Annotated in this window: 20 protein-coding genes and 1 pseudogene; 9 read left to right on the forward strand and 12 right to left on the reverse strand. The window is 51.0% G+C overall.

Annotated elements, in window-relative coordinates:
* Positions 1-358: 358 nt before the first annotated feature.
* The 9 genes and pseudogenes from JL05_RS03445 to JL05_RS25895 form a co-directional block, all read right to left on the reverse strand.
* Positions 359-1,681: a hypothetical protein gene (locus JL05_RS03445; protein WP_015376468.1), complete on the reverse strand. Its 1,323-nt coding sequence runs from the start codon at positions 1,679-1,681 to the stop codon at positions 359-361.
* Positions 1,682-1,776: 95 nt separating this feature from the next.
* Entirely contained in the window at positions 1,777-5,058 is a 3,282-nt protein-coding gene (locus tag JL05_RS03450) for a DEAD/DEAH box helicase (RefSeq protein WP_033631667.1), read from the reverse strand.
* 6 nt (positions 5,059-5,064) lie between these two features.
* Entirely contained in the window at positions 5,065-6,249 is a 1,185-nt protein-coding gene (locus tag JL05_RS24415; protein WP_033631668.1) for a restriction endonuclease subunit S, read from the reverse strand.
* Positions 6,246-7,880: a type I restriction-modification system subunit M gene (locus JL05_RS03460; protein ID WP_015376471.1), complete on the reverse strand. Its 1,635-nt coding sequence runs from the start codon at positions 7,878-7,880 to the stop codon at positions 6,246-6,248. Before JL05_RS03460 ends, JL05_RS24415 begins: the two co-directional genes overlap by 4 nt.
* A pseudogene (locus tag JL05_RS03465) lies at positions 7,879-8,592 on the reverse strand (DUF4145 domain-containing protein); the annotation flags it as partial. The gene JL05_RS03460 and the pseudogene JL05_RS03465, both read right to left, overlap by 2 nt.
* A 172-nt stretch (positions 8,593-8,764) precedes the next feature.
* Positions 8,765-9,682, reverse strand: coding sequence for a restriction endonuclease (locus JL05_RS03470; protein ID WP_033631669.1), 918 nt, complete (start codon positions 9,680-9,682; stop codon positions 8,765-8,767).
* A 91-nt stretch (positions 9,683-9,773) separates the two neighbouring features.
* On the reverse strand, positions 9,774-10,892 hold the full coding sequence (locus JL05_RS03475; protein WP_033631670.1) for an HNH endonuclease: 1,119 nt from the start codon (positions 10,890-10,892) through the stop codon (positions 9,774-9,776).
* A gap of 235 nt (positions 10,893-11,127) precedes the next feature.
* Entirely contained in the window at positions 11,128-11,436 is a 309-nt protein-coding gene (locus JL05_RS03480) for a hypothetical protein (RefSeq protein ID WP_033631671.1), read from the reverse strand.
* Positions 11,403-11,573, reverse strand: a complete 171-nt coding sequence (locus JL05_RS25895) for an ash family protein (protein ID WP_081877829.1) — start codon at positions 11,571-11,573, stop codon at positions 11,403-11,405. The genes JL05_RS03480 and JL05_RS25895 overlap by 34 nt, the downstream gene beginning before the upstream one ends.
* A gap of 400 nt (positions 11,574-11,973) precedes the next feature.
* On the opposite strand from JL05_RS25895, the gene JL05_RS03485 reads away from it, so the two are divergent.
* The 3 genes from JL05_RS03485 to JL05_RS03495 are packed head-to-tail and all read left to right on the forward strand — an operon-like array spanning position 11,974 to position 13,376.
* Positions 11,974-12,507 carry a hypothetical protein gene (locus tag JL05_RS03485; RefSeq protein ID WP_033631672.1) on the forward strand — a complete coding sequence of 178 codons (534 nt, stop codon included), beginning with the start codon at positions 11,974-11,976 and terminating at the stop codon, positions 12,505-12,507.
* An 11-nt stretch (positions 12,508-12,518) separates the two neighbouring features.
* The gene (locus tag JL05_RS03490; RefSeq protein ID WP_033631673.1) at positions 12,519-12,944 is read left to right on the forward strand and encodes a putative T6SS immunity periplasmic lipoprotein; all 426 of its coding nucleotides are present in this window, start codon (positions 12,519-12,521) and stop codon (positions 12,942-12,944) included.
* 12 nt (positions 12,945-12,956) lie between these two features.
* Complete coding sequence (locus tag JL05_RS03495) at positions 12,957-13,376, forward strand: putative T6SS immunity periplasmic lipoprotein (protein ID WP_033631674.1); 420 nt, start codon at positions 12,957-12,959, stop codon at positions 13,374-13,376.
* Between the two features lie 15 nt (positions 13,377-13,391).
* Here the strand turns inward: JL05_RS03495 and JL05_RS03500 are convergent, their stop codons facing one another.
* Both JL05_RS03500 and ascF read right to left on the reverse strand, forming a co-directional pair.
* A complete protein-coding gene (locus JL05_RS03500; RefSeq protein WP_033631675.1) occupies positions 13,392-14,822 on the reverse strand; it encodes a 6-phospho-beta-glucosidase in 1,431 nt (476 codons plus the stop codon).
* A gap of 16 nt (positions 14,823-14,838) precedes the next feature.
* Positions 14,839-16,281: a PTS cellobiose/arbutin/salicin transporter subunit IIBC gene (gene ascF / locus JL05_RS03505; RefSeq protein ID WP_033631676.1), complete on the reverse strand. Its 1,443-nt coding sequence runs from the start codon at positions 16,279-16,281 to the stop codon at positions 14,839-14,841.
* A gap of 284 nt (positions 16,282-16,565) precedes the next feature.
* On the opposite strand from ascF, the gene JL05_RS03510 reads away from it, so the two are divergent.
* From JL05_RS03510 to JL05_RS03535, 6 genes are all read left to right on the forward strand, one after another.
* Positions 16,566-17,585 (forward strand): LacI family DNA-binding transcriptional regulator, encoded by a 1,020-nt coding sequence (locus JL05_RS03510; RefSeq protein ID WP_139182578.1) that lies wholly within the window; start codon positions 16,566-16,568, stop codon positions 17,583-17,585.
* A 643-nt stretch (positions 17,586-18,228) separates the two neighbouring features.
* The gene (gene rffG / locus JL05_RS03515; protein WP_033631678.1) at positions 18,229-19,293 is read left to right on the forward strand and encodes a dTDP-glucose 4,6-dehydratase; all 1,065 of its coding nucleotides are present in this window, start codon (positions 18,229-18,231) and stop codon (positions 19,291-19,293) included.
* Positions 19,294-19,313: 20 nt separating this feature from the next.
* Positions 19,314-20,183 (forward strand): glucose-1-phosphate thymidylyltransferase RfbA, encoded by an 870-nt coding sequence (rfbA, locus tag JL05_RS03520; protein WP_015376482.1) that lies wholly within the window; start codon positions 19,314-19,316, stop codon positions 20,181-20,183.
* 70 nt (positions 20,184-20,253) lie between these two features.
* Positions 20,254-21,303, forward strand: coding sequence for a TDP-N-acetylfucosamine:lipid II N-acetylfucosaminyltransferase family protein (locus JL05_RS03525; protein WP_033631679.1), 1,050 nt, complete (start codon positions 20,254-20,256; stop codon positions 21,301-21,303).
* A 54-nt stretch (positions 21,304-21,357) separates the two neighbouring features.
* Entirely contained in the window at positions 21,358-22,488 is a 1,131-nt protein-coding gene (gene rffA / locus JL05_RS03530; RefSeq protein ID WP_021504197.1) for a dTDP-4-amino-4,6-dideoxygalactose transaminase, read from the forward strand.
* Positions 22,485-23,882 carry a lipopolysaccharide biosynthesis protein gene (locus JL05_RS03535; RefSeq protein ID WP_033631680.1) on the forward strand — a complete coding sequence of 466 codons (1,398 nt, stop codon included), beginning with the start codon at positions 22,485-22,487 and terminating at the stop codon, positions 23,880-23,882. Before rffA ends, JL05_RS03535 begins: the two co-directional genes overlap by 4 nt.
* A gap of 95 nt (positions 23,883-23,977) precedes the next feature.
* On the opposite strand, the gene yjiA is transcribed toward JL05_RS03535, so the two are convergent.
* Positions 23,978-24,931 (reverse strand): GTPase, encoded by a 954-nt coding sequence (yjiA, locus tag JL05_RS03540; RefSeq protein ID WP_033631681.1) that lies wholly within the window; start codon positions 24,929-24,931, stop codon positions 23,978-23,980.
* Between the last annotated feature and the right edge of the window lie 14 nt (positions 24,932-24,945).

Here is a 24,945-nt window from a genome sequence, read left to right on the forward strand (position 1 = left end):
TCCGTTTAATTAAAGTTAATCGGCTAGCCTTAATGGGATGGCTGGTTGGTGATTTTTTTTCAATGGTATTATCACCAAGAGCAATACATTCACTGATTTTATCGGCAAGAGCGATCCACGAATTCTTTCAATAAGTTGATAATTAATAAGATTACTGAGCTCTACGCTCAATTAGTCATGGATGCTATTGTATAAACGGTTGAGTACAAACACTGTTGCCGCTAGTGTGAATCCCTACAGTAGATCCAGATGTATCATCTAACGTAAACTCCAAGGGTACAGGAGAAAGTACCCCTTTTTCTTTATTCATTTCAACACCAAGATTGACCTTGCAATTGAAAGTTTGTCACTATTCTATTTAAGTATCATGCTTTATTTCCTTCAATCTTTTGATATAATTGAACGTTGAAAAAAACACTTTCCGACATAAGATGGCACATCTTATTAATGTACGCACAATAAAGCCAAGTGTTTTTAAAAGGATAAATTTAACTCTATGTTTTTCAGTTATGAGACGATTCTCTACATTTCCTATTTTTGTCATTACATTGGCAATTTTCCCACCAATAAAGAAAGACATGGCAATAAACCACATCCATCTATAATGGGGGGCATTTTTACTTAAGGATAAACGAGCTTGTTCTTTTAATAAAACTTGGCGGTATCTTAATAATGATGTAGTTACACACTCATTGGCGACAGCGAAACGATCTGACATACCTGTTTTATATTTTCCCTCTTGAATGGCATTGCAGTAAGCTGGGGGTGGGGTCTGGCACCATCGAGAAGGTGATGGCAATTGTGTTATTGTTTTGGAAAGAGATTTATTTGGGCATAATTTTTTATTGAAGTCTTGAAATTCCTGTCTGATTTTATCCGGAGATACTTGATTGCTATAGTACTCAGGAATTTTATAGAAGGTGTCAAGATTTTCAGGTATTACATATTCAATAATAGATGATTTTGTACTGGCAATATTCTCTAGCGTTTCTTGAATGTACGATGCCCACTGACAAGATGACATTTCAGAAAGCCCGTTATTGTCACACATGCGGCTGTAGTCTTTCAGCTGAACAAGAAGGTATTTGGCTGCATCATTAATATCCGTAATTGTTTCCTCATATGCTGTTTTACCGACAGCTACCTCTCTGTCTGATACCCAGAAAATACCGTTGCCAACTGCTGTTAAGATGAGGAAAATATCTGTCCACTGTCTGAATTTCTCTCCTGTAGCAAAAATATCACTAATAATTACTGCCAAAATCCAACCACACAATAGCCCTATGAGGCTAAGACTTGCGAGTCCAGCTGCGTTACCCGTTGCACCTGTACCTCCTATTTCATAGGTCAATGGCAACCACTGGATAGCAGGAAGAAGGTGACAAAGCGATAATAGGCCAGGGGTTATAAGAAGAACAAAACAAATGATGAGTCCCTTTTTTCTGGCAAGTATCCATGAGCTCAAGAAAACAAAGGGTAATAATAAAATAAATAGCTCAAGAAAACATCCTCCTAAGACTACAGCAACTTTATTGGGAGACCAGTAACTGCTCAAAAGAGCACCCTGTGCGTTCATTTCTACAAAGTTGGTACTAATCACTCCCATCCCATCCAGTGTTTGCAATAAAGCGTATCCAGCGCTGTAGCAAAGCATTATGTAGGGATAAAAGAATAGGATCATAATTTACTCTCTTTTCTTGCTTTTCCCATTATTTTTATAGCATATTCAATTTGTTGTTTAATATAGCTAAAATCGAACATTGTCAATTTTTCGTCCTATTTAGAACCAATAACAACTAAATCTGCCATCGTTGTTTTCTTGATAAATAAGGCCGTACTGCCAAGTAGCTTAAGGCCTTCTTCATTAATTTTGCTTACTCTAAGTCCTGGTTGAACAATAACAACTTGGAATTTAAGAGGTGTGATTCTGGAGCGCTCTTTCATAGCAGCAAGGTCTTTTATAGTGCCTTTCAGAAAGCGAGAATGACCACGCGATCGCCACTGTTCCTCGCGACGCTTAATGTGATGGTATAAATAGGAAAGATTCAGGTGTTTCCAACGAATGCATCTCTGTGCCTGCCCACATACTTCGTAAAGATCTTTAAGTCTTGCTCCAGCTTCTTCTGAGCCTGAATACTTGCAATGGATTAAAGAGAGAACAATACAGTCATCAACTATTCTCAACCCCACTAAATCTGCTGACTCACCTTTACCATCATCATTAATAATGACATCGTAATTATCTTTAATTTCACTGTACCAACGCCATTGGATGGATAATGGATCACGAGTATAGCCCATTGATTCCACTCGAACATCAGTTCCCTTCCAATCAAATGCTACAATTTCGTCTTTGTCATAAAGGCCAATATTTTGACTTACATGGACTATATGAGCGTTGTATGAAAATGAGCCATCGGAGTAATGAATCATTACTGGATCAATTTCCATATACTCTGATAGTGATACCGGTTCAGATTCACCACGCTGTATAAAAACTTCAGGGCCAGATATCAATTGATAGGAATAACCTTTTGCTGTAGCACTTCCCGTGAGACATAATTTATATTCAGATGACGTTTCATCTGTAGAAAAAATGAGCCGCACATTACCATCTTCAAACTTTCCAGCAGTCCTAACCTCTACTAAATATAAATGAGCAGATATAGTATCAAAATGAAAAATAACTTTATCTTCAAACGCAGTAAGCAAATACTCACCCCATTGAGCTGATATTGGATATTCATTATAGGGTTCAAGTAATGGGACAGGACGCAAAAAGTTACGCGTAAGATTGTTTGGATCCGGTTCAGAACTAAAGATCTTGTCCCAGGCTTTCTTAACCCAGTTGCACCAATCAGCAATGCTGCCACCTTTTTGTGGTGACCAGACTTTACCTCTGCGTTGCGAGCATCCCCAGATTACACGGTTTCCGGATTCATAACCTAATGCAGCAATATTGCTTAAGCTTGATTGAGATGCTTCAATTAGTGATAGCCCCTCAGTGACATTTGGGCCAAAATATTGAGTAAAGCTGATTGCCCCAATTTGAGATGCGCCTAAATTTCTTGCCAAAGGATATTCAATACCATTAAATACATTAAAGACTTTTTCACCACTGACAACTTCAAATTTATCATCACAAATAGTACTGACTAGATTCTCAACTCGAAATACTTTATAGTCATTTGAGAATACAAACAAGGCGGATCTGTCTTGATCCCAATGAGCAATTAGAATTTTATAATTGGTATCTTTAAGATCTTTGTAGTTTCCCCACCGGACTGAAGTTGCCTGGACAGCTAGCACAACAAGCAAATTCTCATCTTCAGCTATTGCATGCCAGGATTCATCGAATCTGGGCAGTTTCTCCTTGTATCTTTCAGGCTCCCAATTGTCACAGTACGTTTTAAATAACATGACAGAACAACTTGGCTCAATATTCCAGAGAGAAATCTGATCGTGTAAATCACCTTTCCTTTTTAAGGCATCCACGACCTCTTGCAACCTAATCTCTCTAGCAATTCGTCCTTCAGAGAGTCGCCTTAATACGTTATCCCAATCGGCATCTGTTGAATATAGATGCTGTAATTCACCTTCAACATTAGGGTCCGCAACATTCATGACTACACTGGCTTGACCAATTTTCTGTGCTTTATTGACACGAGTAAATCGGCCAATGAACTGCAAAGTTACTGCAAGAGACTTATGATGATCATGCAAAGCGGCAATTTTCAGGTTGGGTAGATCATAGCCTTCTCCCAACATGTCTACGCAAATAACGATTCTTGATTGTCTTGATAATAATTTATTAAGACGTTTTTTTATTTCCGTTTTAGGATAATCAGAATGAACAACGATTGGATTAAAGCTCGGTGCAATTTTCTGATAAATAGTAAGTATTTCTTCTGCTCGCTGCTTACTGCTAGTACGAGCCATGAGCAAATGATCAAGGTCATTATTTAAGTCTATACGCAGTTGACCTACAGCTGTATCCGCGATTGCATGATCCATAAGGTCAGAGTAATACTCCTCTACAGGCAGCAAATTTACATTTGTAAAATAGCCTGCTCGTTGGGCTTCCCCCATTGTATAGTTATAGATAATTTTTCCACCAAGGGACTTTTTATCATTCCTAAAGGGAGTAGCTGTAAACTGCACTACACGTTTGTCTGTGAATCGTTCGCGAATTGTCTGCCATGATGAGGCTGAGATATGATGGGCCTCATCAACAAAAAGATGGCTACACGACTCGCAAAGTGCATTTAATGCTGCTTCGGAGCAGGCAGACAAAACGCTGGTCGTAGCAACCAAGACGTTTGATTCACAAGCTAATTGCTTAGCTTCTTCCGCTATCTGAATTCCCTTCTTAATAATTGCGACATTAGGGAGTGTAATGTTTGGCGGAACGACTGTTAGCTCTGGCAAATATCCCAACTCAATGAATTTTTTGGATATTTGTGTTCGGAGAGAGTCAGACGGGACTATGAGCAAAATTCGCTCGCATCGCTGGTATATCATGGTAGCCAGCATTGTTTCCGTTTTTCCCGTTCCAGTGGGCAGTACGACGGTAGCAGGTTCTACCTGCAAATCAGTAGCGAAATAGCCTGCAATTGCATGAAGTGCACCCAGTTGGGGTTTTCTGAGACCTGGAGAACGGTGCTCTGGATCATCCTCTCTAAACTGAAATTGATGATACCATTGTTCATTAATATCCTCAGGTGAAGTGCTAAATACCTGCTCTGGAAATTGCTCCCAGCTTAACTCAGTATCTTCTCGCCATTTTTCGAATGTAAATGGTTCCTTAGCTTTAAGGGAAGCTACACCATCTGCGCATTTCCCCCTGGAATTTGGATCTTTCAGATAGATATAGTCTAGAGGGGGCTTTAGACCCGTCACAAGTTCAAAATATCCTTGGAAACGTGCATTTCTGACTTGAGCCGATACTGTTGTTGATCGGCAAAGTAATTTATGAACATAATTCCCCCCCACTTTTCTTACAGGGGCAGCTTTCGCGGGCAAGGTAAATTTAATTGTTAACAGGTCAAATAAGTCCATATGTACTTACCTCTTAAGATGTCCTGAAAAAGCCTGCTGACTTAATTTAGAGAAGAGGGCGTCGCTATCAATATCGCCTGACGCCATTTTATTTAAGCTATTATTGATTATTGATACAATCGAATGAAAATTAACCATAAGTTCGTCGGGCGGAATTAGAATTTCAAAATTTTTAAGTTCAACAGGAGATATATGTGGCACCGTTGTTTCTGTCGGGTAGCAATGCTTTTCGAAAGCTGGCGATTTAATACAACTGTAAATATAGTTTGTGTAAGATTCGCAACGAGGTCGTAACCTAGCTACACGCTGAACTAAGTACGTTTCTCGCTGATTTTCAGGGAATATGCATACTTTTAACCCGCTTGATATCCACGGACGGTCCATAGCAAGGATAATATCACTCGCCTTAATTAAATAATTATCTAGTTTTTCTAGTTTATTTTTTGGCCAGAATTTTGTATCAGCCCAATCTAAATACCCCGTAAGTGTATTTGCCCCTCTGCAAAGCCGTACTGATTCTGGTGCATCACTAATGTACTCATTACTTTTGAATGCAAATCCGGTAATGACCTCTGCCAATTCAGTAATGGGAGCTTTTTTTAGATTTTTTGGATTTTCAACAGGATCGCCAAACATATTCAAAAACGTAGTACGCCAAAAATCGTTAGCCAGTTTCATGGCTTGCTCGCGTTTTTGACGTATACCTTCGGCTTTATCAAGAATAGCTGCAATACGTTTTTGTTCATTAATAGGGGGAATTGGTACATTTAAGCCCTTAAGAAAAGGAAGTGTAATTCCTTTAACTGTTGCTCCTTTCCCTTCACTCTCTATTAAACTACTTTGAGATTCCAACCATCGAAAAAGATAGTCTCTATCAACAATGTCGTTGTCTTTAATAAACAAGGCTTTCAAATCTTGATTTATTGCTAAATCAATAGTATTAATTGCAACCTTACCCAATGCCATGCGTGTAGGAACTATTATATTTCCTGCTGGAATAACGCTAGTTGCCGAATTTCTCACCCCTAAAAGGGTGATTGAATCAAGCGTAGAGTCAAGAATATTTTTTTTGAAATCCTTGACTGAAGCCCATGGAATATCACCATTCCAATATTCAGAATTATTTTTATCAGGGGTACCACCACCTTTAATATCAACAAGTTCCCCTAAGGAAATCATAGGCCAGCTCACAACATCCCCTCCAGCTCATCCAAATCCGCCAGAATCTCTTTTTCCAGCTCCTTTAACCGCTTCAATATCACCTTAGGATCTTCATACTCCTCCGCCTGATACACCACCTCTTTATAGCGGTTTATAGAGAGGTCGTATTTCTGCGCTGCAATATCCTCTTTCGGTACTACAAACGCCGCCTGAGTGCGATCTTTAAAATCAACACCAGCATCAATCCCTTTCGGGTGCTGCTGTTTTAGCAATGAGGCTAATTTCTCACCCATAAAGTTATCAACGGGTAGCCCGCGTAAAGTACGGTAATGCTTCCAGCTTGCAAGCAGATGCGGCAGATCGTTCTCTTTTATCGGGTTACGCTTGTCATCCAGGCTGTAGCCATCATTTTGCAGGTCATAGAACCAGACCTCGTCCGTCTGACCGCCTTTGGTAAAGATCAGGATCGCTGTTGCCACACCAGCGTAAGGCTTAAATACGCCGGAAGGCAGGTTGATCACCGCTTCCAGTTGGTTATCTTCAACCAGCGTTTTACGCAGCGACTGGTGCGCTTTACTGGAGCCAAACAGCACGCCCTGCGGTACGATAGTGGCGCTGCGTCCACCTACTTTCAGCATTTGCAGGATCCGCGCAAGGAACAGCAGTTCGGTTTTTTTGGTTTTCACCATTGCCGACAGCGTGGAGTCGATATCTTCCTCGTCCAGTGAGCCGGTAAACGGCGGGTTCGCCAGAATCAGGTTGAAAGCGTTTTTACTGGCCTGCGGGAAATTGGTGCTGAAGCTTTGGCTCATGGTGTCCTGATAATGAATATCCGGCTCTTCCACGCCGTGCATAATCAGGTTCATGGCGGCAATACGCAGCATGGTGGTATCAAAGTCGTAGCCGTGGAACATGTTGTTATCCACATGGTCACGCCACGGCGTCAGCAGATCACCAGTAAAGATTTTTTGCTCTTCCAGCTCACCGCGTTCGTTGGTGCCAATCTCGGTATGAATAGATTCCAGCGAGCTGTATTTTTCCAGCAGGTACTCATAGCTGGTTGCCAGAAAACCACCGGTGCCGCAGGCCGGATCGCAAATCGTCTCACCACGCGCCGGGTTAGGTTCCATCATCTCAACCATCGTGCGGATAATGTGGCGCGGTGTGCGAAACTGACCGTTGATCCCGGCGGTGGTCAGCTTACTTAACAGGTATTCATAAAGATCGCCTTTGGTGTCGCCACGATCCAGCGGCAGGTTTTTGATCACCTCCACGGCTTTGGTCAGCAGTGACGGTTTCACAATCTCCAGACGGGCATCTTTCATAAAGTTGCCCAGCAGCGTCACCTTCGACGCATCGGCCTGGCCGAGCTGACGAAAATGCTGGAATACGCCGTCGCGCACTACTTCCATCATTTCATCCGAACCGAGGTTACTGTAGTGACTGAAACGGAACTCCTGCTGTTCAGGCGCAAAACGCGGTTTAAAATCAACGCCCGCGATTTGCTTACGCTTCTCGTCGCGTTGTTCCTGGGTATCCAGCATCCGGGAGTACATCAGGTAGGTGATCTGTTCGATTACAGTCAGCGGGTTAGTGATGCCGCCCACCCAGAAATCTTCCCACAGGCCGTCGATTTTACTTTTTAAGTCACCGGTGATCATTGTTACGTATAACCTGATCGGTATTTTTTAGCTCTTCCCCTACATTCCAGTCAGCAGCAAGCAAGCGGGAGTCAATCAGGCGGCGGCGGGTTTCCGCTTCATCAATAGAGAGGATATCGGCAACATGCTGGTTACGCGCTCTGGCTTCATTCAGGCGCTGGGTGAGCTGTTCGGCCTTTTCCTGCTCCTGTTGTAATGCGCGTTGAAGCGCCAGTTCACGATCGCGGCTTTCGATTTGCGCCTGTATTGCTTCTTCCAAGTGTTTTTTATCGGAACTCGCAGAAGATGGCGTCAGAGGAGGAAGAGTAAATTTGGGGCAGTCATCAACATTACCGTGGGCGTAGCGAACATACAGCCAAATTCCCAGTAAATACGCTTCCTTTAACAGCCAGTAAGTATCTTTAGCTTTGATACGTCCGCCGTGCGCGGCGCGGTTACCGTGGATACGCAGTGCATCCATTTTCATGATGATGGCTTCCGGCATCATGCTGGTGAAGACATCGGCGTTCATTAAATCATACAGATTTGCTTTGATGCCTTCAGGCAGCCGTTCCTGACGATATAACCAACGCACCATCAATTCGGTGTAGTTGCGCAGCTTCACCAAACAGCTTTCCGGATCGGAGTGAACATAGCGTTCTGCCATATACGCGAGTTCCGCCAGTTCCGGCCACTGGCTGCGCAACATTTCAAAATTGAGAGACTGCTCCATCAATCATCGCCTTATATCGTGGATACAACAGCATTTCTGGAAAGGATATCACATTACTTTTGGCAGCAAAGCGAGAGGGAGTCATAGCTGATTCATCCTAAGATAAATCGATGACTGCTGATCATTTTATTAGTCTCCAAAGCAATTCTTTATTTGAGATTGGACGCACTTATTACTGATCAAAATAATCACTATCCAACTTTGGCACTTTAAGCAACGTTGAACTAACACCCACCTCGTTATCCATCATCAGATGCACCAATCGGTTACCGTCGATAAGTACCATGCCTTCTACCGATTGCGCGTAGGCAACGGCATGCTTGGTAAAGCCAGATGTCGTGATGAATACCCCTCGTTTGGCCTTTTGTCCCACAAGTGCACCGTAGAAGGCATGTAACTCAGGGCGGCCTACGGTGTTTTGCCAGCGTTTGGCTTGCACATACACTTTTTCTAAGCCGAGCTTGTCTAAAGAAATTACGCCATCAATCCCCGCATCACCGCTGCCTCCGACACGCTTTAAATCATCGCGGTGGCCGCCGTAGTCTAAACGGTGCAGCACATCCAGCACGATGACCTCGAAGCGGCCTGGAGATACCTGGCTTAGGTTCTCCAGCAGTTCCGTTGCAACCGCATCGCGGATCTCTTTGATTGATTGTTCCAGGCGATCGTCTGGGCTATTTGTTAACATCGCTTCAGTGAGAAGGGGCTCTGTAACCGGGTCCAAATCCACCGCATCACTATTTTGTTGAAGTTTGACGTTGGTATAAGCCAAAGCGAGATGCTCGACTTCTGCTGCAGTGAGCGGGTTTGGATGCTGCTTTAACCAGTCGATGCCTTTGGCGGTTAAGCACCATTTGCCTCTGGATAAGCTGTGCGAGAGCCCAGCACGTTTCAAACGATCGTGAGCCCAGCCGGTACGGTTCTTGTAAACCAATTGGCCGCTGGCGATGGTCTCTGCCCGTTGTTCTTCGTTTAGGTTGAGCATGTCTGCTGCTGCATCTTGCACATCTCGAGCAAGTGCGCCTTCGGGCTTGGTTGCCAAAAAGCGAAGCACTGGCTCGATGAATTGGTCGTAGGTTGGTACTGACATGCTGAGGTTCCCTGTTATTCTTTATTACTCCTATGATACTGCACAAACCCGGTTTTGAAGTTGACAGGTAGCACGCTGTTGCAGGCAACTTTTAACCGATAGCTGCCTCTTTCAACTCCAACTTCACCATCAACTTCTTATTCACCTCTTTCCCATCTACCCCGCTATGAATCCGCCGATGGCAAGTGGGGCAGATGGCGCCCACCCACTGTGGGTGATCGGGGCCTTCGTCGGCTAAGCGTTTAGTGTGATGGGGTTCGAGGTAGGGATCGCCGTTCCTTTTCTTGAACGGTGCCGGCTGCTCGCAGGCTTCACAGATGCCATTGGCGCGCTTGAGCACGTATTTTTTTACGTCTTCGCTGCGTTTGAACCAGGATTTTTTGCTGTCGCTCTGTTGGCGCTGGCCAGATTGCTGTGAGGACTGCAGTGCCTTCTTGCGCAACTGTTCGAGCGTCTCTGTCTGCGTATCGTCTTCATCGGTTTCTGCATCTTCTTCAACGGCGTGCAGTGACGAGACTTTGAACAGGTTAAAGGTAATGCCTTGCCGCATGTTATTTTCGAAGTCTAAGCACTGAATGTGATCCCAAGAGTCGCACTCAAACATGCCAAGATAGAGGACGCCTTTTTCTTTCTTGTTGTCTTCGAACAGGAAGATGTCTTTGCCGTCTTTTTTATGGTCGCGGATGGATTTATTTCCCCGAATAAATTCCATATCGCCTTTTTGGCCTTCTCCCGTATAAGAGAAGCTGCCTTCGGCTGTCCACCCATCTTTGTAGCCGTAGGTTTCGCCGCTTTCTCCGGTAAAGATAAAGATTACCGGGAATTCCTGCGGGGTCCAGATACCGCCTTGCAGCTGCCCACCGTAAAGCTCGATAAGCGCTTTGCGTGTGTACAGTTTGCCTTCGGTTAAATAGTCAAAAGGATGCGGCGTTTCGACGATCTCAAAACCGAGGTCTTTGAGAAACTTAATGGCTTTTTCCGTTCCACTATCGGCATTGATTCCTTTAAACGGATAGCCATGCTGCTCACTGTATGCTCTAGCAGCAATGCCTCGGATATCGTACTTCTCGCCATTATAAAGAAGGGTGTATTTTTTTAATCGTTTTATTTCATGTTGTTTTAAGAACGCATCTCGGCCAATTTTTTTATATTCTTCGATGGCTTTTAAAACGGATTCTTTTGACGATAACGCCTCTATTGCAGTTGCCAAAACCACTCCCTCACCTTGCCGAGTTGACTCTGAGCAATGTGCTTGCTGACGAGAGCAGTATGCATCAATACCCAGCAGTTAACTCATCGATTTACCGAATGCGTTAACTATGCCAGGTAGGGGAGGAAATGCCTACCTTGATGAATGTTTTTGTTGTGATATGTCAGTCAGATTTATTGGAAATTGTGGGTGGGAAGGGCGATGAGTGCAGGCATCGCCCTGATTGCCATTTACGTTAGCCGCAGGTTTCCATCTCCCGCAGTGCCCGCCCATAAAGATTACACAACGCAGGAACCATATGCGCTGTAGCGTTGAGATAGCGATTCAGCTGCTCCCAGTCTTCGGGATCCAGCTGTGGGGTCTTTTGCAGTAAATGGCCAAACAGCATCAGGCCGTGGCATAGACCTTCCGCCTGTTCGGCAGAGAGTGCGGCCAGGTCTAAAAGTTCTGAAGGGTTAAAAGCGCTGAGATCGAGGTGGTTAAACAGTTGGCGGTAGAGGGTTAGGGTACTTATGGTGTTCTCGGTGATGGCGACATTTTCCATGTGTCTTTATCCTTAGTGTGTAGTATGCGTACTACCACATGAGACGCTAAACCCATGGTGGTAGCCCAAGCGGAGTTAGCGTTACCGGACACGAAGGAAACCGGCGCTTCTTGCGAAGCCCCCACTTGGGCCACCATAATTCTGGATGTTTAAAGCCCCAACATTATATACATAATGCTGCCTTGTGTAAGTGTTCGGAACGCTAACTCCGGCTGCGGATTTGGCCGCAGCGGAAAAACTATAGCTTTATCAGTAAAAGGAGAAAATAACCTGTATGGAATTACAGGTTGTTTACTCATGAGATTGGAATGCAGCTCGCAGTTATTAAATTTTAATTCAGGCTAATCAGTTAGGATAATTCATTTGCTAAATGAATTATTAAATCTGTGAATTTTGTTGTCACGAAATACGTTGAGGTGAATGAATGTAAAAAGAATGGTTGAATGTTTATCCTGTGTACCTAGGGTGCTATTATCAACCTCTTTGTTAACACTCGCGGTAGTGAGTTTTTTAAAATAATGACAGGGATGCACTACGATGGAAAAAAAAGAGGGGGCTTTAAGGCTATTAACCTCCGGGGAGATCGGCCTTGCGAAGTCGGTATTTGGTGGTTCAATTATTTATGGGAAAGTCTGGGTTCATCACGATAGCTATTTCCCCTTTGGCTTACAAAATCGAAACACTGCGATGTCACCCAATGGTGAGCTGTATTTTAGAGACTGGTACGTGCCCGATTTCTCAAAGGAAGGGTATAGTCATAAACATCTTTTCATCCATGAAATGGTTCATGTTTGGCAATACCAGCGTGGTATGTGGGTTAAGACCCGAGGCCTCTACAGTTGGTTGGCAAATTACAGTTATGAACTGGATGGCTCCAAACTCCTAGAGAACTACGCTATGGAGCAACAGGCTCAGATCGTTGCTGATTATCATTTGTTGACCTCTTCAGGTTATGCTGTTTGGAGAAACCGCTTCGGCAAGGAAGTGACTTACAACGGTCATGACTATGCCGATGTGAGAAAAGTAAAAGAAAAATATGAGAAAGTGTTAGTCGGTTTTCCTTACAAGTAAGAGGATTGGTTATGAAGGCGAGACTGTTCTGTGCCGTTGTTGGTGTGACTTTGTTAAGCGCCTGCGTAGGCGATCGTCTCGATCAGCGCTATGCGCCGGATATCCCTATCACCGCCCATGCTAAAGCGAATGGCGATATTTGCATTTCTCCGTCACCAAAGGAAAATGAAAGGCCAGATACGCTCTATCTCAGTGGTGATGCTGATGAGAAATTGATTGAGGTGGGGAACCAGGATCTTAAAAAGGGCATTTGCGTTACCCAAGAAGATTACCCGTTTGAGGAAAATCATATCTACAGCATGAGGCTAAATTTTGTGCCGATTGATAAGCGCAGAAACCTGCAGGATATTTCTGGCAGGGCCTTTATTGCTCACTTCAAAGTGAAAAAGCTCAACGGCGCTTACGAAATTGAAAATATCACGCAGGGCAGCAGATAACGCCGAGACAAAATGAACCGGATCTTCCCCCTCACTTTCCCCTTCCTGCTCGCCGGCTGCCCGTCGATAGGCGATCGTATCCCCGTAGACTATCCCGCCACCACCAACCTGCGTGGGGGCAAAGTATGCATCACCGTTCAGCCGCAGGGGGACGAAAAGCTCGCGGGCATCTCGATCTACCGATTGGATGAGGCGCAGAGTCGTACATTCAAATTCTTCGAGCCGCTGCGGGATATTGCCCCCAATCAGTGCGTTCCTGATGAGGGCTATGTATTTACGCCGGGGCAGCAATACCATTTCTGCGCGAAGCTGGTCTCCATCAAGAAACAGCAGGCGGGCGAGTTTCCCTCTGCGCGTGAATTCGTCGCCGAATTCGTTGTGCAGCAGGAAGGCAATCAACTTAGGTTGGAAGCCCTCCGTACCCCACGCTAACCCCACCGCCCAAACCTACCCCAAATCCCCCCCATTGCTGGCGATCACTTTCTTATACCACCAGAACGATTTCTTGCGGGTGCGGGCGAGGGTGCCGTTGCCCTGGTCGTCGCGGTCGACGTAGACAAAGCCGTAGCGCTTGCTCATTTCGCCGGTCGAGGCGGCCACCAGGTCGATGCAGCCCCAGGTGGTGTAACCCAGCACCGGCACGCCGTCGGCGATGGCGTCGGCCATGGCGCGGATGTGTTCGCGCAGGTAGCTGATGCGGTAGTCGTCCTCAATCTCGCCTGCTGCATTGAACTCGTCGTGTGCGCCCAGGCCGTTTTCCACCAGGAACAGCGGCTTTTGGTAGCGGTCGTACATCATGTTCATGGTGATGCGCAGCCCCAGCGGATCGATGCCCCAGCCCCAGTCGCTGCGCGGCAGGTGCGGGTTCGCCAGCGATTTCACCACGTTGGCGGCGCTGCTGTTGTTGTCGTTCATGTCGGCGGAGGCGCAGCGCGAGGCGTAGTAGCTAAAGGAGACGAAGTCGACTGTGTGCTTCAGGATGTCGGCGTCTTCCGGTTCCATGACGATGCTGACGTCTTTCTCACGGAATACGCGGGCGGCGTAGGAGGGGTAAGCGCCGCGCGCCTGCACGTCGATAAAGAACAGGTTCTCGCGGTCTTTCTCCAGCGCGGCCCACACGTCTTCCGGCTTGCTGGACCACGGGTAGAAGTTGCCGCCGGCCAGCATGCAGCCCACCTGGTTGGCGGGGTTCACTTCGTGGGCGATGCGCGTCGCCAGCGCGCTGGCCACCAGTTCGTGGTGCGCAGCCTGGTATTTCACCTGTTCGGGGTTTTCGTCCGCTTCAAACACCAGCCCGGCGCCGGAGAATGGGCTGTGCAGCAGGATGTTGATCTCGTTGAAGGTCAGCCAGTATTTCACCAGCCCGTCGAAGGCATCGAAGCAGGTGTGGGCGTAGCGGGTGAAGAACTCCACCATCTTGCGGCTGCGCCAGGAGCCGTATTCGGTCACCAGGTGCATCGGCACGTCGAAATGGCACAGGGTCACCAGCGGCTCGATGCCGTATTGGCGGCACTCTTCGAACAGGCTGCGGTAGAAGGCGATGCCTTCGGGGTTGGGCGTCAGTTCGTCGCCGTTGGGGTAGATGCGGCTCCAGGCGATGGAGGTGCGGAACACGGTAAAGCCCATCTCCGCCATCAGCGCGATGTCGTCGCGGTAGCGGTGGTAGAAATCGATGGCGTCGTGGCTGGGATAGAACTCGTCGTCGCGCAGGCTAAAGCGCTTCTCCAGCCCGAGTTTGACCGCCATGCGGTTGGCGCCGTGCGGGATCATATCGACGGTGGTCAGCCCTTTGCCGCCCTCGCGATAGCCGCCTTCCGCCTGGTTGGCGGCTAAAGCGCCGCCCCATAAAAATCCTTTAGGGAATGTTGAGTCAGACATGCAATCCTCTGGTGTCTCAATGCGTTGCACCGGCGGCGTTCGCCGCCGGTGCGGTTTGGCCGGGCGCGGCGGCGTTTTCCGGCAGATCCTCGAAGCCCAGCATCAGCGTGAGCGCGAACGACAGCACTACCGAGAGCGCCATCACCGCCACCACCCACACGATGCTCATTGGGTTGGCCGGATCGAAGAACTGCACGCTGGTGAACAGCCCGGGCGAGGCCATCGAATGGCTGGCCAGCCCGCCGATGCCGGCGACCGCGCCGCAGACGAAGCCGCTGATCAGGCTGGCGATCAGCGGCCGCTTCAGGCGCACCGCCACGCCGTACAGCGCCGGTTCGGAAATCCCCGCCACGATGGCGGAGGCGGCGGCGGCCAGCGCGGTCTGGCGCAGCTCGCGGTTTTTGGTTTTCAGCGCCACCGCCAGCGAAGCGCCGCCCAGCGACAGGTTGGCGCCGATCTCCGAAGGCATCACCATGCCCTCTTTGCCGGTCTCGGCGATGGTCTGGATGATGGTTGGGGTAAACACCCGGTGCATGCCGGTGATCACCAGCAGCGGCCAAATCGCCCCCATAATGGCCACGGAAAGCCAGCCCAGGTAGCCGTGCACGGTGTACACCAGCGCAGAGATGCCGCTGCCGATCCAGATGCCGAGCGGCCCGATAAGCAGAATGGCGATCGGCGCGGCGATCAGCACGATCAGCATCGGCTTGAGGAAGTTCTTGGTCACCGCCGGGGTGATGCGATCCACCCCGCGTTCGATGTGCGACAGGATCCAGGTCATCACCAGCGCCGGGATCACCGTATAGGTGTATTTCACCGCCGTCACCGGGATGAAGGCGAATTCCACCGCCTGGCCCTGCGCCGCCTTGGCCATCAGATCGATAAAGTTGGGATGCACCAGCACCCCGGCGATGGCGATCGCCAATGACATGTTGGTTTTGAACTTCAGCGCCGCCGAGGCGGCGACCATCACCGGCAGGAAGAAGAACGCGCCGTCGCCGATCACGTTGAGGATGACGAGGGTCGAGGAGCCTTTCTCGAATACCCCGGCCATGTCCAGGATCATCGCCAGCAGCTTCACCATCGAGCCGCCGATGATGGCGGGGATCAGGGGCGACATGGTGCCCACCAGCGCGTCGAGAATGCCGGCGCCGATGCCCTTCAGGGTGAGCTGGCGTTTCACCGGGGCGGCGGGGGATGCTGCGCCCGGCATGCCGAGCGCCAGCACCGCCTGATAGGCCTTGGCCACCTCGTTGCCGATGATCACCTGACACTGCTCGCCGCTGTGCACCACGCCCAGCACGCCGTCGATGGCCTTCAGCGCCGGCGTGTCGATCTGCGTTTTGTCTTTCACCACGAATCTCAGGCGGGTCATGCAGTGGGTCACGGCCTCGATATTGCCCGCGCCGCCCAGGGCGGCCACGATGGCGTGCGAGATCTCTGCGTAGTTCTTCGGCATGGCGTGTCGTCTCTCAGATAGCAATTCGGATAGCCCAAAGGCGAATATTTACTGCCTGGGCGATCCGTCGTTCCATCCGTATGAAACGCCCATAAGAAACCGGTTTCACAAAATCATGTATTGGTGTTTTGTTGTTGGCAAGGACTATGATTTTTGGCATTGCGTTTTCGTGATCTGGATCGTCAGGGGTAAGCGCATACCGCTGTGCAGGGGCGTGAAAACGTTCCAAACGCCGGGCGTCTTGGGTAGACTGCGCTGAACCCATGGATTTTGGCGGCGCACAGATGGCAACGATACTCGAGGTGGCGAAAAAGGCCGGCGTTTCAAAGGCGACGGTGTCGCGCGTATTGTCCGGCAGCGGCTATGTCAGCGAGGAGAAACGCGCGTTGGTGGATAAAGCCATCGCGGAAACCGGCTATCGGCCCAACCTGCTGGCGCGCAGCCTGGCGACCAACACCACCCAAACCCTCGGCCTGGTGGTCACCAACACCCTCTACAGCGGCAACTATTTCAGCGAACTGATGGCGCAGTCGGCGCGCATCATGGAGGCGAACGGCCGCCAACTGATCCTGGCGGACGGCAAGCACACCGCCGAAGAGGAGCGGGCCGCCATTCAGTTTTTGCTGGATCTGCGCTGCGACGGGGTGATCATCTACCCGCGTTTTCTGTCGATCGCGGAAATGGACGAGATCGTCTCCCAACACCGTCAGCCGATTCTGGTGATCAACCGGCGGCTGCGGTTGAACGACAGTTACTGTATCTTCAGCGATCAGCACGCCGCCGGCGCGGCGGCGGTGGCGCACCTGATCGCGCGCGGGCATCGCGACATCGCCTTTATCACCGGCTCGCTCGATTCCCCCACCGGGCTGGAGCGGCTTTCCGGCTACAAGTCCGCGCTGGCGCAGCAGGGCATTGCGGTTAACGAGGCGTTGATCGTCGAAGGAAAATGGAACGCGCAAAGCGGCGTGGCGGCGGTCGATGCGCTGCTGGCCAGCGGGCAGCCGTTCAGCGCCATCGTCGCCGGTAACGACGAAATGGCCATCGGCGCGATGAAGCGGCTGGCGGAGCGCGGCGTGGCGGTGCCGGAGGCGGTATCGGTGATCGGCTTCGACGACATCCCGCTGGCGCCTTATACCGTGCCGTCGCTGTCGAGCATGAAGATGCCGGTCACCGAGATGATCCAGGAGACCATCAACCGCCTGCTGTCGATGCTGGACGGCGGCGAGCTGAGCAAGCGCCCCAGCTTCCCGGCCAGCCTGATCGAGCGCGAGTCGGTGGCGGCGGGGCCGTACGAGCGGGATTGAACCCGGAAATGCGTCCGGGGGGCTAAGGTCCAGGCTGGCCGCCTAAGCCCTCGTCACTCGGCGCCGCGATGTCATCTTGCCACCATGCTTTTCCGCGGCGGCGTTTCAGCCGTTTCCCCTTACCACCCTGAGTAATAATCTGAAAGAGCGCCCCAAGACTGCTCTTTCGAGCCGCTATACGTTATGTTATCCCCCGAAAGTTTGGCCGTCCCCACCCGCCTTTAGCGGTTGAAAGCATCGCGCTTTCTTCTGTCTCGGCATGGCTTCCGGCGTTGCGTCGGTGAACGGTTTCACTGGCCAACCTTGCGGCCCTGCGTGCGGATGAATGGCCTGAGCATGTCGCCGTCCGGCGGCAATACCCGAGCGACCACCAGAGATTGGCGTCTGTGAGCCAAGGGCGGTAGCGTAGCCATCCGACGTTTCCGGCGACAATATCCGAACACGACGGTTGCGTGCCGACCTAAAACCAACAGAGCTGCGATGCAGCTCTGTTGGTTTTAGGGGCTTGCTTGCGGCGGCGTGGTGGGAATGTTGTTATTCGATTACCGGCAGGGTGTTTACCCAGGAAAAAGCCTTTAGCCGTTTTATGCGCATGTAAAACAATGTGGCGATGAAATGACCACGGCGTATTTTAGAGGATTCTATGAAAATTATCGTTACCGGCGGTGCCGGGTTTATTGGCTCGGCCGTTGCCCGCCATATTATCAATGATACCGCTGATCACATTTTGGTGCTGGATAGCCTGACCTATGCCGGTAACCTCGAATCCCTGGCGCCGATCGCCGATAGCGATCGTTACTCCTTCGAGCAGGTCGATATTTGCGACCGTCAGGCGTTGGATCGCGTGTTCGCCGCCTTCCAGCCCGATGCGGTGATGCACCTGGCCGCCGAAAGTCACGTCGATCGTTCTATTGACGGCCCGGCCGCCTTTATCGAAACCAACATCGTCGGCACCTACACCTTACTGGAGGCGGCTCGCCAGTATTGGCACGCCCTGGGCGCCGAGCGCAAGCAGGCGTTCCGTTTCCATCACATCTCCACCGACGAGGTGTACGGCGATCTGCACGGCACCGACGATCTGTTTACCGAAACTACGCCTTATGCGCCAAGCAGCCCGTATTCCGCCTCCAAAGCGGCCAGCGATCACCTGGTGCGCGCCTGGTTGCGCACCTACGGTTTACCGACCGTTGTCACCAATTGTTCGAACAACTATGGCCCTTACCATTTCCCGGAAAAGCTGATCCCGCTGACGATCCTGAACGCGCTGGAAGGCAAGCCGCTGCCGGTATACGGCAACGGCGCGCAGGTGCGCGACTGGTTATATGTAGAAGATCATGCGCGGGCGCTGTATAAGGTGGTCACCGAAGGCGCGGTGGGTGAAACCTATAATATCGGTGGTCACAACGAGCGCAAAAATATCGAAGTGGTGCAAACCATTTGCGCACTGCTGGATGAGCTGGTGCCGCACAAACCGGGTGATATCGCGCATTATGCGGATCTCATCACCTTTGTGACCGACCGTCCGGGCCACGATATGCGCTATGCGATCGACGCCGCCAAGATCGATGCGGAGTTGGGGTGGAAGCCGCAAGAGACCTTTGAAAGCGGCATTCGCAAAACCGTGGAATGGTATCTGGCGAACGAAGCCTGGTGGAGCCGGGTGAAAGACGGCTCCTATGCCGGCGAGCGTCTGGGTTTGACCCGTTAATCGATTTTTAAGGAAGAAGAATGAAAGGCATTGTTTTAGCGGGCGGTTCCGGCACGCGTCTCTATCCCATCACGCGCGGCGTTTCCAAGCAGTTGCTGCCGATTTACGATAAGCCGATGGTCTATTACCCGATCTCGGTGCTGATGCTGGCGGGCATTCGGGATATCCTGATCATCTCCACTCCGGAAGATATGCCCTCCTTCAAGCGCTTGCTGGGTGACGGCAGCCGTTTCGGCATCAATCTGAGTTATGAAATTCAGCCGAGCCCGGACGGCCTGGCGCAGGCCTTCCTCATTGGCGAAGCGTTCATCGGCGGTGACAGCTGCGCGCTGGTGCTTGGCGACAACATTCACTTCGGCCAGGGCTTCGGCAACAAGCTGGAGTCGGTGGTGAAGCGCAGCGAAGGGGCGACGGTTTTCGGCTATCAGGTGATGGACCCTGAACGTTTCGGCGTGGTGGAGTTCGACGATAACTTCCGCGCGTTGTCGCTGGAAGAAAAACCGGCCGTGCCGAAATCCAACTGGGCGGTCACCGGGCTTTATTTCTATGACCATCACGTGGTTGAGATGGCCAAGCAGGTGAAGCCGTCGGCGCGCGGTGAGCTGGAAATCACCACGCTCAACCAGATGTATCTGGAACGCGGCACGCTGAACGTCGAGCTGCTGGGGCGCGGTTTCGCCTGGCTGGACACCGGCACGCACGACAGTTTGATCGAGGCCTCTCAGTTTATACACACTATTGAGAAGCGTCAGGGCTTCAAGGTCGCTTGTCTGGAAGAGATCGCCTACCGAAAAGGCTGGTTGACGCGTGAGCAACTGGCCACCGAAGCCAAGCTGCTCGGCAAAACGCTGTATGGCCAGTATCTGTCGCAGCTGATCGCGGAAAAATAACCCCGGCCCGCCGTGCTTTGAACACCCGGAGCGCGGCGGGGCACTGGACGAACCTGCATATAGAGCGGATATGAGCACTGTACATATTTGTCCTCTGGATAAATTTATTCCTTCATTCATTGAATTTGTGAATGAGAAATTCGATCCCGATGAACACACGTTTTGGGTCTATGGCGATAAGGTGCGTTTCGCTTTGCCGCCGGCGGACAACGTTCACTATCTCGGGGCGGATCTGTTTGGTAACGTCAAGCCGACGTTGAAGTTGATGAAGGCCATTCAACGTCACGATCGGGTGATTCTGCACAGCTTCCACGGCATCAAGATGGCGCTGTTGCTGCTGTTGACTCCTTGGGTATTAAAAAAGTGCTATTGGTTCATATGGGGTGGTGACCTTTACCAATACCAAATCGGCAAGCGTAACTTCAAATGGCGCCTGACAGAGCTTCTCCGCCGCCCGGCCATTAAGCGTATGGGTAACTTTGTCACTTACATCAAGGGCGATTACGAGTTGGCTAAAAAGTGGTACGGCTGCACCGGCCGGTGGCATGAGTGCCTGCTGTATACCAGCAACGTATACAAGAAAAACGTCATCGATGAACGTGCGGCGGGCGAGGACGGTAAAACCACCATTCTGCTGGGTAATTCTGCCGATCCAACCAACAATCATTTTTCCGCGTTCGATATATTGGAAACGTACAAAAACGAGAATATTGAGCTCGTCGTACCGCTCTCCTACGGCAATAAACGCTATGCGGCAGAAGTGGTGGCCGAAGGCACGCGGCGCTTTGGCGAGAAATTTGTACCATTAACCGACTTTATGCCTTTCCAGCACTACCTGGCGCTGCTGGGGAAAGTGGATATCGCGGTGTTCAACCATCATCGCCAACAGGCGATGGGTAACACCATTTCCCTGCTGGGGCTGAAAAAAACGGTGTTTTTGAATCCAGGCACCACGCAGTGGGACTTCTTTCAAGAAAAGAATATCCAGGTATTGGATCTTCAAACGTTTTCGCTACGCAGCCTGAGCGCGGCGGAAAAGCATGACAACGAGCAAAAAATCGAAGCCTATTTCTCCGCTGAGAACCTTACCGCGCAGTTAAAGGCCGTCTTTACTTCCTGATGCCGCACGGCACATCGCCCCGGCATGCATTCAGAATCGACAACAAGGGATAACATGATACCGTTCAACAAACCACCGGTAACCGGCAACGAAATTCAATATATCAATGCGGCGTTGGAGAATGGGAAATTGTCGGGCGACGGCCCGTTCGGCAAACAGTGCCAGAAATGGTTTGAAAACAAGCTGGGGTGCAAACACGCGCTGTTGACCCCGTCTTGCACCGCCGCGCTGGAGATCGCCGCGCTGCTGGTCGATATCCAGCCGGGCGACGAAGTTATCATGCCAAGCTACACCTTCGTCAGCACCGCCAACGCCTTCGTGTTGCGCGGCGCGAAAATCAAATTCGTCGATATCCACCCTGAAACCATGAATATGGATGCAGCGCTGGTGGCTGCGGCGATCACCGATAAAACCAAAGCCATCGTGCCCGTGCATTACGCCGGCGTCTCCTGCGATATGGATGCGATCATGCGCCTGGCCGATCAGCATAACCTGCTGGTGGTCGAAGACGCCGCGCAGGGCGTCATGAGCAAATACAAGGGCGATTTCGTTGGCGTTAAAGGTCACCTGGCGGCTTTCAGCTTCCATGAAACCAAAAACTATACCAGCGGCGGGGAAGGCGGCGCGCTGGTGATCAATGATGAGCGTTTTATCAAACGCGCCGAAATTTTGCGTGAGAAGGGCACCGACCGCAGCCAGTTCCTGCGCGGCCAGGTGGACAAATATACCTGGGTCGATTTCGGCAGCAGCTTCCTGCCGGGTGAACTGCAGTCGGCTTGCCTGTGGGGGCAACTGGAACTGGCGGATGAGATCAACGATAACCGCCTGGCGACTTGGCACAAGTACTACGCGAGCTTTGCGCCGCTGGCGGAGAAAGGGCTGCTGACGTTGCCGACTATTCCGGCGGATTGCGAGCACAATGCGCATATGTTCTATGTGAAGCTGAAGGATATTGAGCAAAGAACGCAGTTCATCGCTCACCTGAAGGCCTGTGGCGTGATGGCGGTATTCCATTATATTCCGCTGCACTCGGCGCCGGCGGGCAAGGTCTTCGGCACTTTCATCGGCGAAGACAACTACACCACCCGCGAAAGCGAGAGACTGGTTCGCCTGCCGCTGTACTACAAAATGACCGATGCCGATCAGAATAAAGTGATTGAAAGCGTTGTGAGGTTCTTTGAGTGAACGCCCGCAAGATCCTGGCGTTCGCCATCGGGCCGATCGGTAATGCCGCGCTGGGGTTGTTGACCCTGCCGGTCATTACCTGGCTGTTTTCGGCGGACGACGTAGGCCGAATCAGCATGCTGAATGTGGCCGTGTCTTTCTGCGTGCTGTTTTTCAGTTTGGGGCTTGATCAGGCTTACGTTCGGGAATACCACGGTGAATCCGATCGCGGGCAGCTGTTGAAGAACGTCGCTTTCCCCGGCTTGCTGATGATCGTAGTCATCGGTGCGGCGTTCCTGCTGTTCCCCGGCAGTTTGTCCGCGTTGCTGTTCGAACAGAAAGACACGGCGATAAGCTGGCTTATCATGTTGATTCTTCTGGCGTCGTTCATCAACCGTTTCTTGTCCCTGATACTCAGGATGCAGGAGAAGGGGATGGCGTTTTCGCTCAGCCAACTGATGCCCAAGCTGATGACGCTGATCGTCATCGGCCTGTGCTATGTTCTGTTTACCCAGCATACGCTGATGCAGTTGGTGGTGGCGAACGCCGTCGGTTTTATCGCCGTATCGCTGATGCTGATGTGGTCTTCCCGGGCGGATTGGATAGCCGCGCTGCGCAGTTCGCTGGACTACGGCAAACTGAAAGCGATGCTCAAGTTCGGCTATCCGCTGATCTTGGGCGGGTTGGCGTTTTGGGGGTTAACCACTGTCGATAGGATGTTCGTGCGAGCCTATTCCGGCTTTGAACAGTTGGCTATCTTCTCGGTGGCGGTTAGCTTCGCCGGCGTGGCGAGCATCCTGCAAAGTGTGTTCTCTACTGTTTGGGCGCCGATGGTGTACAAGCTGGCGGAGTCTAACGAAGGCGGCGAACAGCAGATGGTAACCAAGGTCACGCAGTGCATGCTGATTGCCGTGGTTTGCCTGTTCAGCTTGGGCGGGCTCTTTTCCTGGCTGGTTGACTTTGTCTTGCCCGCTAATTACGTGAATGTGAAATATATTCTGGTTGCGAGTCTGGGTTTCCCTTTGTTGTTCACACTGTCGGAAACGACGGCGGTCGGCATCGGCCTGAGCAGAAAGACCGCTTACACCATGCTGGCTTCCTTGAGCGCGTTGCTCATCAACGTGGTGGCCAATGCATTGCTGGTGCCACGTTTCGGCGCCGGTGGCGCGGCGGTAAGCACCTGTCTGGCCTTCTGGGCATTCCTGATCCTGAGAACGGAATTCTCGATTATCAGCTGGAAGACCATGCCACGTTTTGAAATGTATTTCTTCACTTTCCTCTGTCTGGCGGGGGCGTCGGTTTCAGCGCTGGCAGGCGAGAAAATGAAATACGAGCTGTTTGTCTATTGGGGTGTCTTACTGGCCGTGGTGTTGGTGAGGAACCTCAGGTTCCTTAAGTCGTTCGCCAAACGATAACGCTTTCGGTCAGGCAACCCGTTGCGGGTTGCCGCCGTTTTCCCTATTTCTTTTTCTCATCATGACAGCGCGATCTCGCTGACGTCTCCTCTTGCTCAACGCAGCCGCTCCCGAATCTCCTCCTCAGGCAGATCCACACCGATAAACACCAACGTGCTCTTGCGCTCTTCCTCCGGCAGCCATTCCCGATCCCAGTCGGCGTTATACAGCCGCTGTACGCCCTGGAACAGCAGGCGGCGCGGTTCGTCTTCGATAGACAGAATGCCTTTGTAGCGCAGCAGGTTGTCGGCGTATTCCAGCAGCAGGCCTTCCATCACCTCGGAGATTTGCATCAGCGGCAGCGGGCGCTCCAGCGTCACCACGATCGAGCGGATGTCGCTCTGCGGCTGCGGAATGCGGCGGAACAGCGGGGCGGGCGGCGTCAGGTTGAGTTTGTCGTTCAGCGTAAAGCCTTCGATGTCGAACAGCACGCTCAGATCGATATCGCCGTGCGTCACCTGGTAGAGCGGCGCGCGGGCGTTCATCCGCTGCAGCCGCTGGATCAGCGCCTCGCAGTCCGGCGCCACGTCGGTTTTGGTCAACAGGATGCGGTCGGCGTAGCCCACCTGAGCCTGGGCGATGCTGAACTGGCTCAGTTGCTGCTCGGCGTGCGCCGCGTCCACCAGGGTGATGATGCCGTCCAGCAGGAAGCGCTCGCACAGGATCTCGTGCGAGAAAAAGGTCTGGGTAATCGGACCGGGATCGGCCATGCCGGTGCATTCGATGATCAGCCGATCGAACGCCAGCTGGCCGCTGTCGACGCCGTCCAGCAGATCCAGCAGCGCGTCTGCCAGTTCGTTGGACTTGCTGCAGCAGATGCAGCCGTTGCTTAACGTGGTGATGCGGCTGGCGCGATCGCCGATCAGCGCGTCGTCGATCGGCGCTTCGCCGAACTCGTTCTCGATGACCGCGATTTTATAGCCGTGTTCGGCGTTCAGGATGTGGCGCAGCAGGGTGGTTTTGCCGGCGCCCAAAAAGCCGGTCAGGATGGTGACTGCAATGGGTTTCATACGGGTCCTTGTGA

The sequence above is a fragment of the Serratia nematodiphila DZ0503SBS1 genome, assembly GCF_000738675.1.
In the GTDB taxonomy this organism is placed as follows: domain Bacteria; phylum Pseudomonadota; class Gammaproteobacteria; order Enterobacterales; family Enterobacteriaceae; genus Serratia; species Serratia nematodiphila.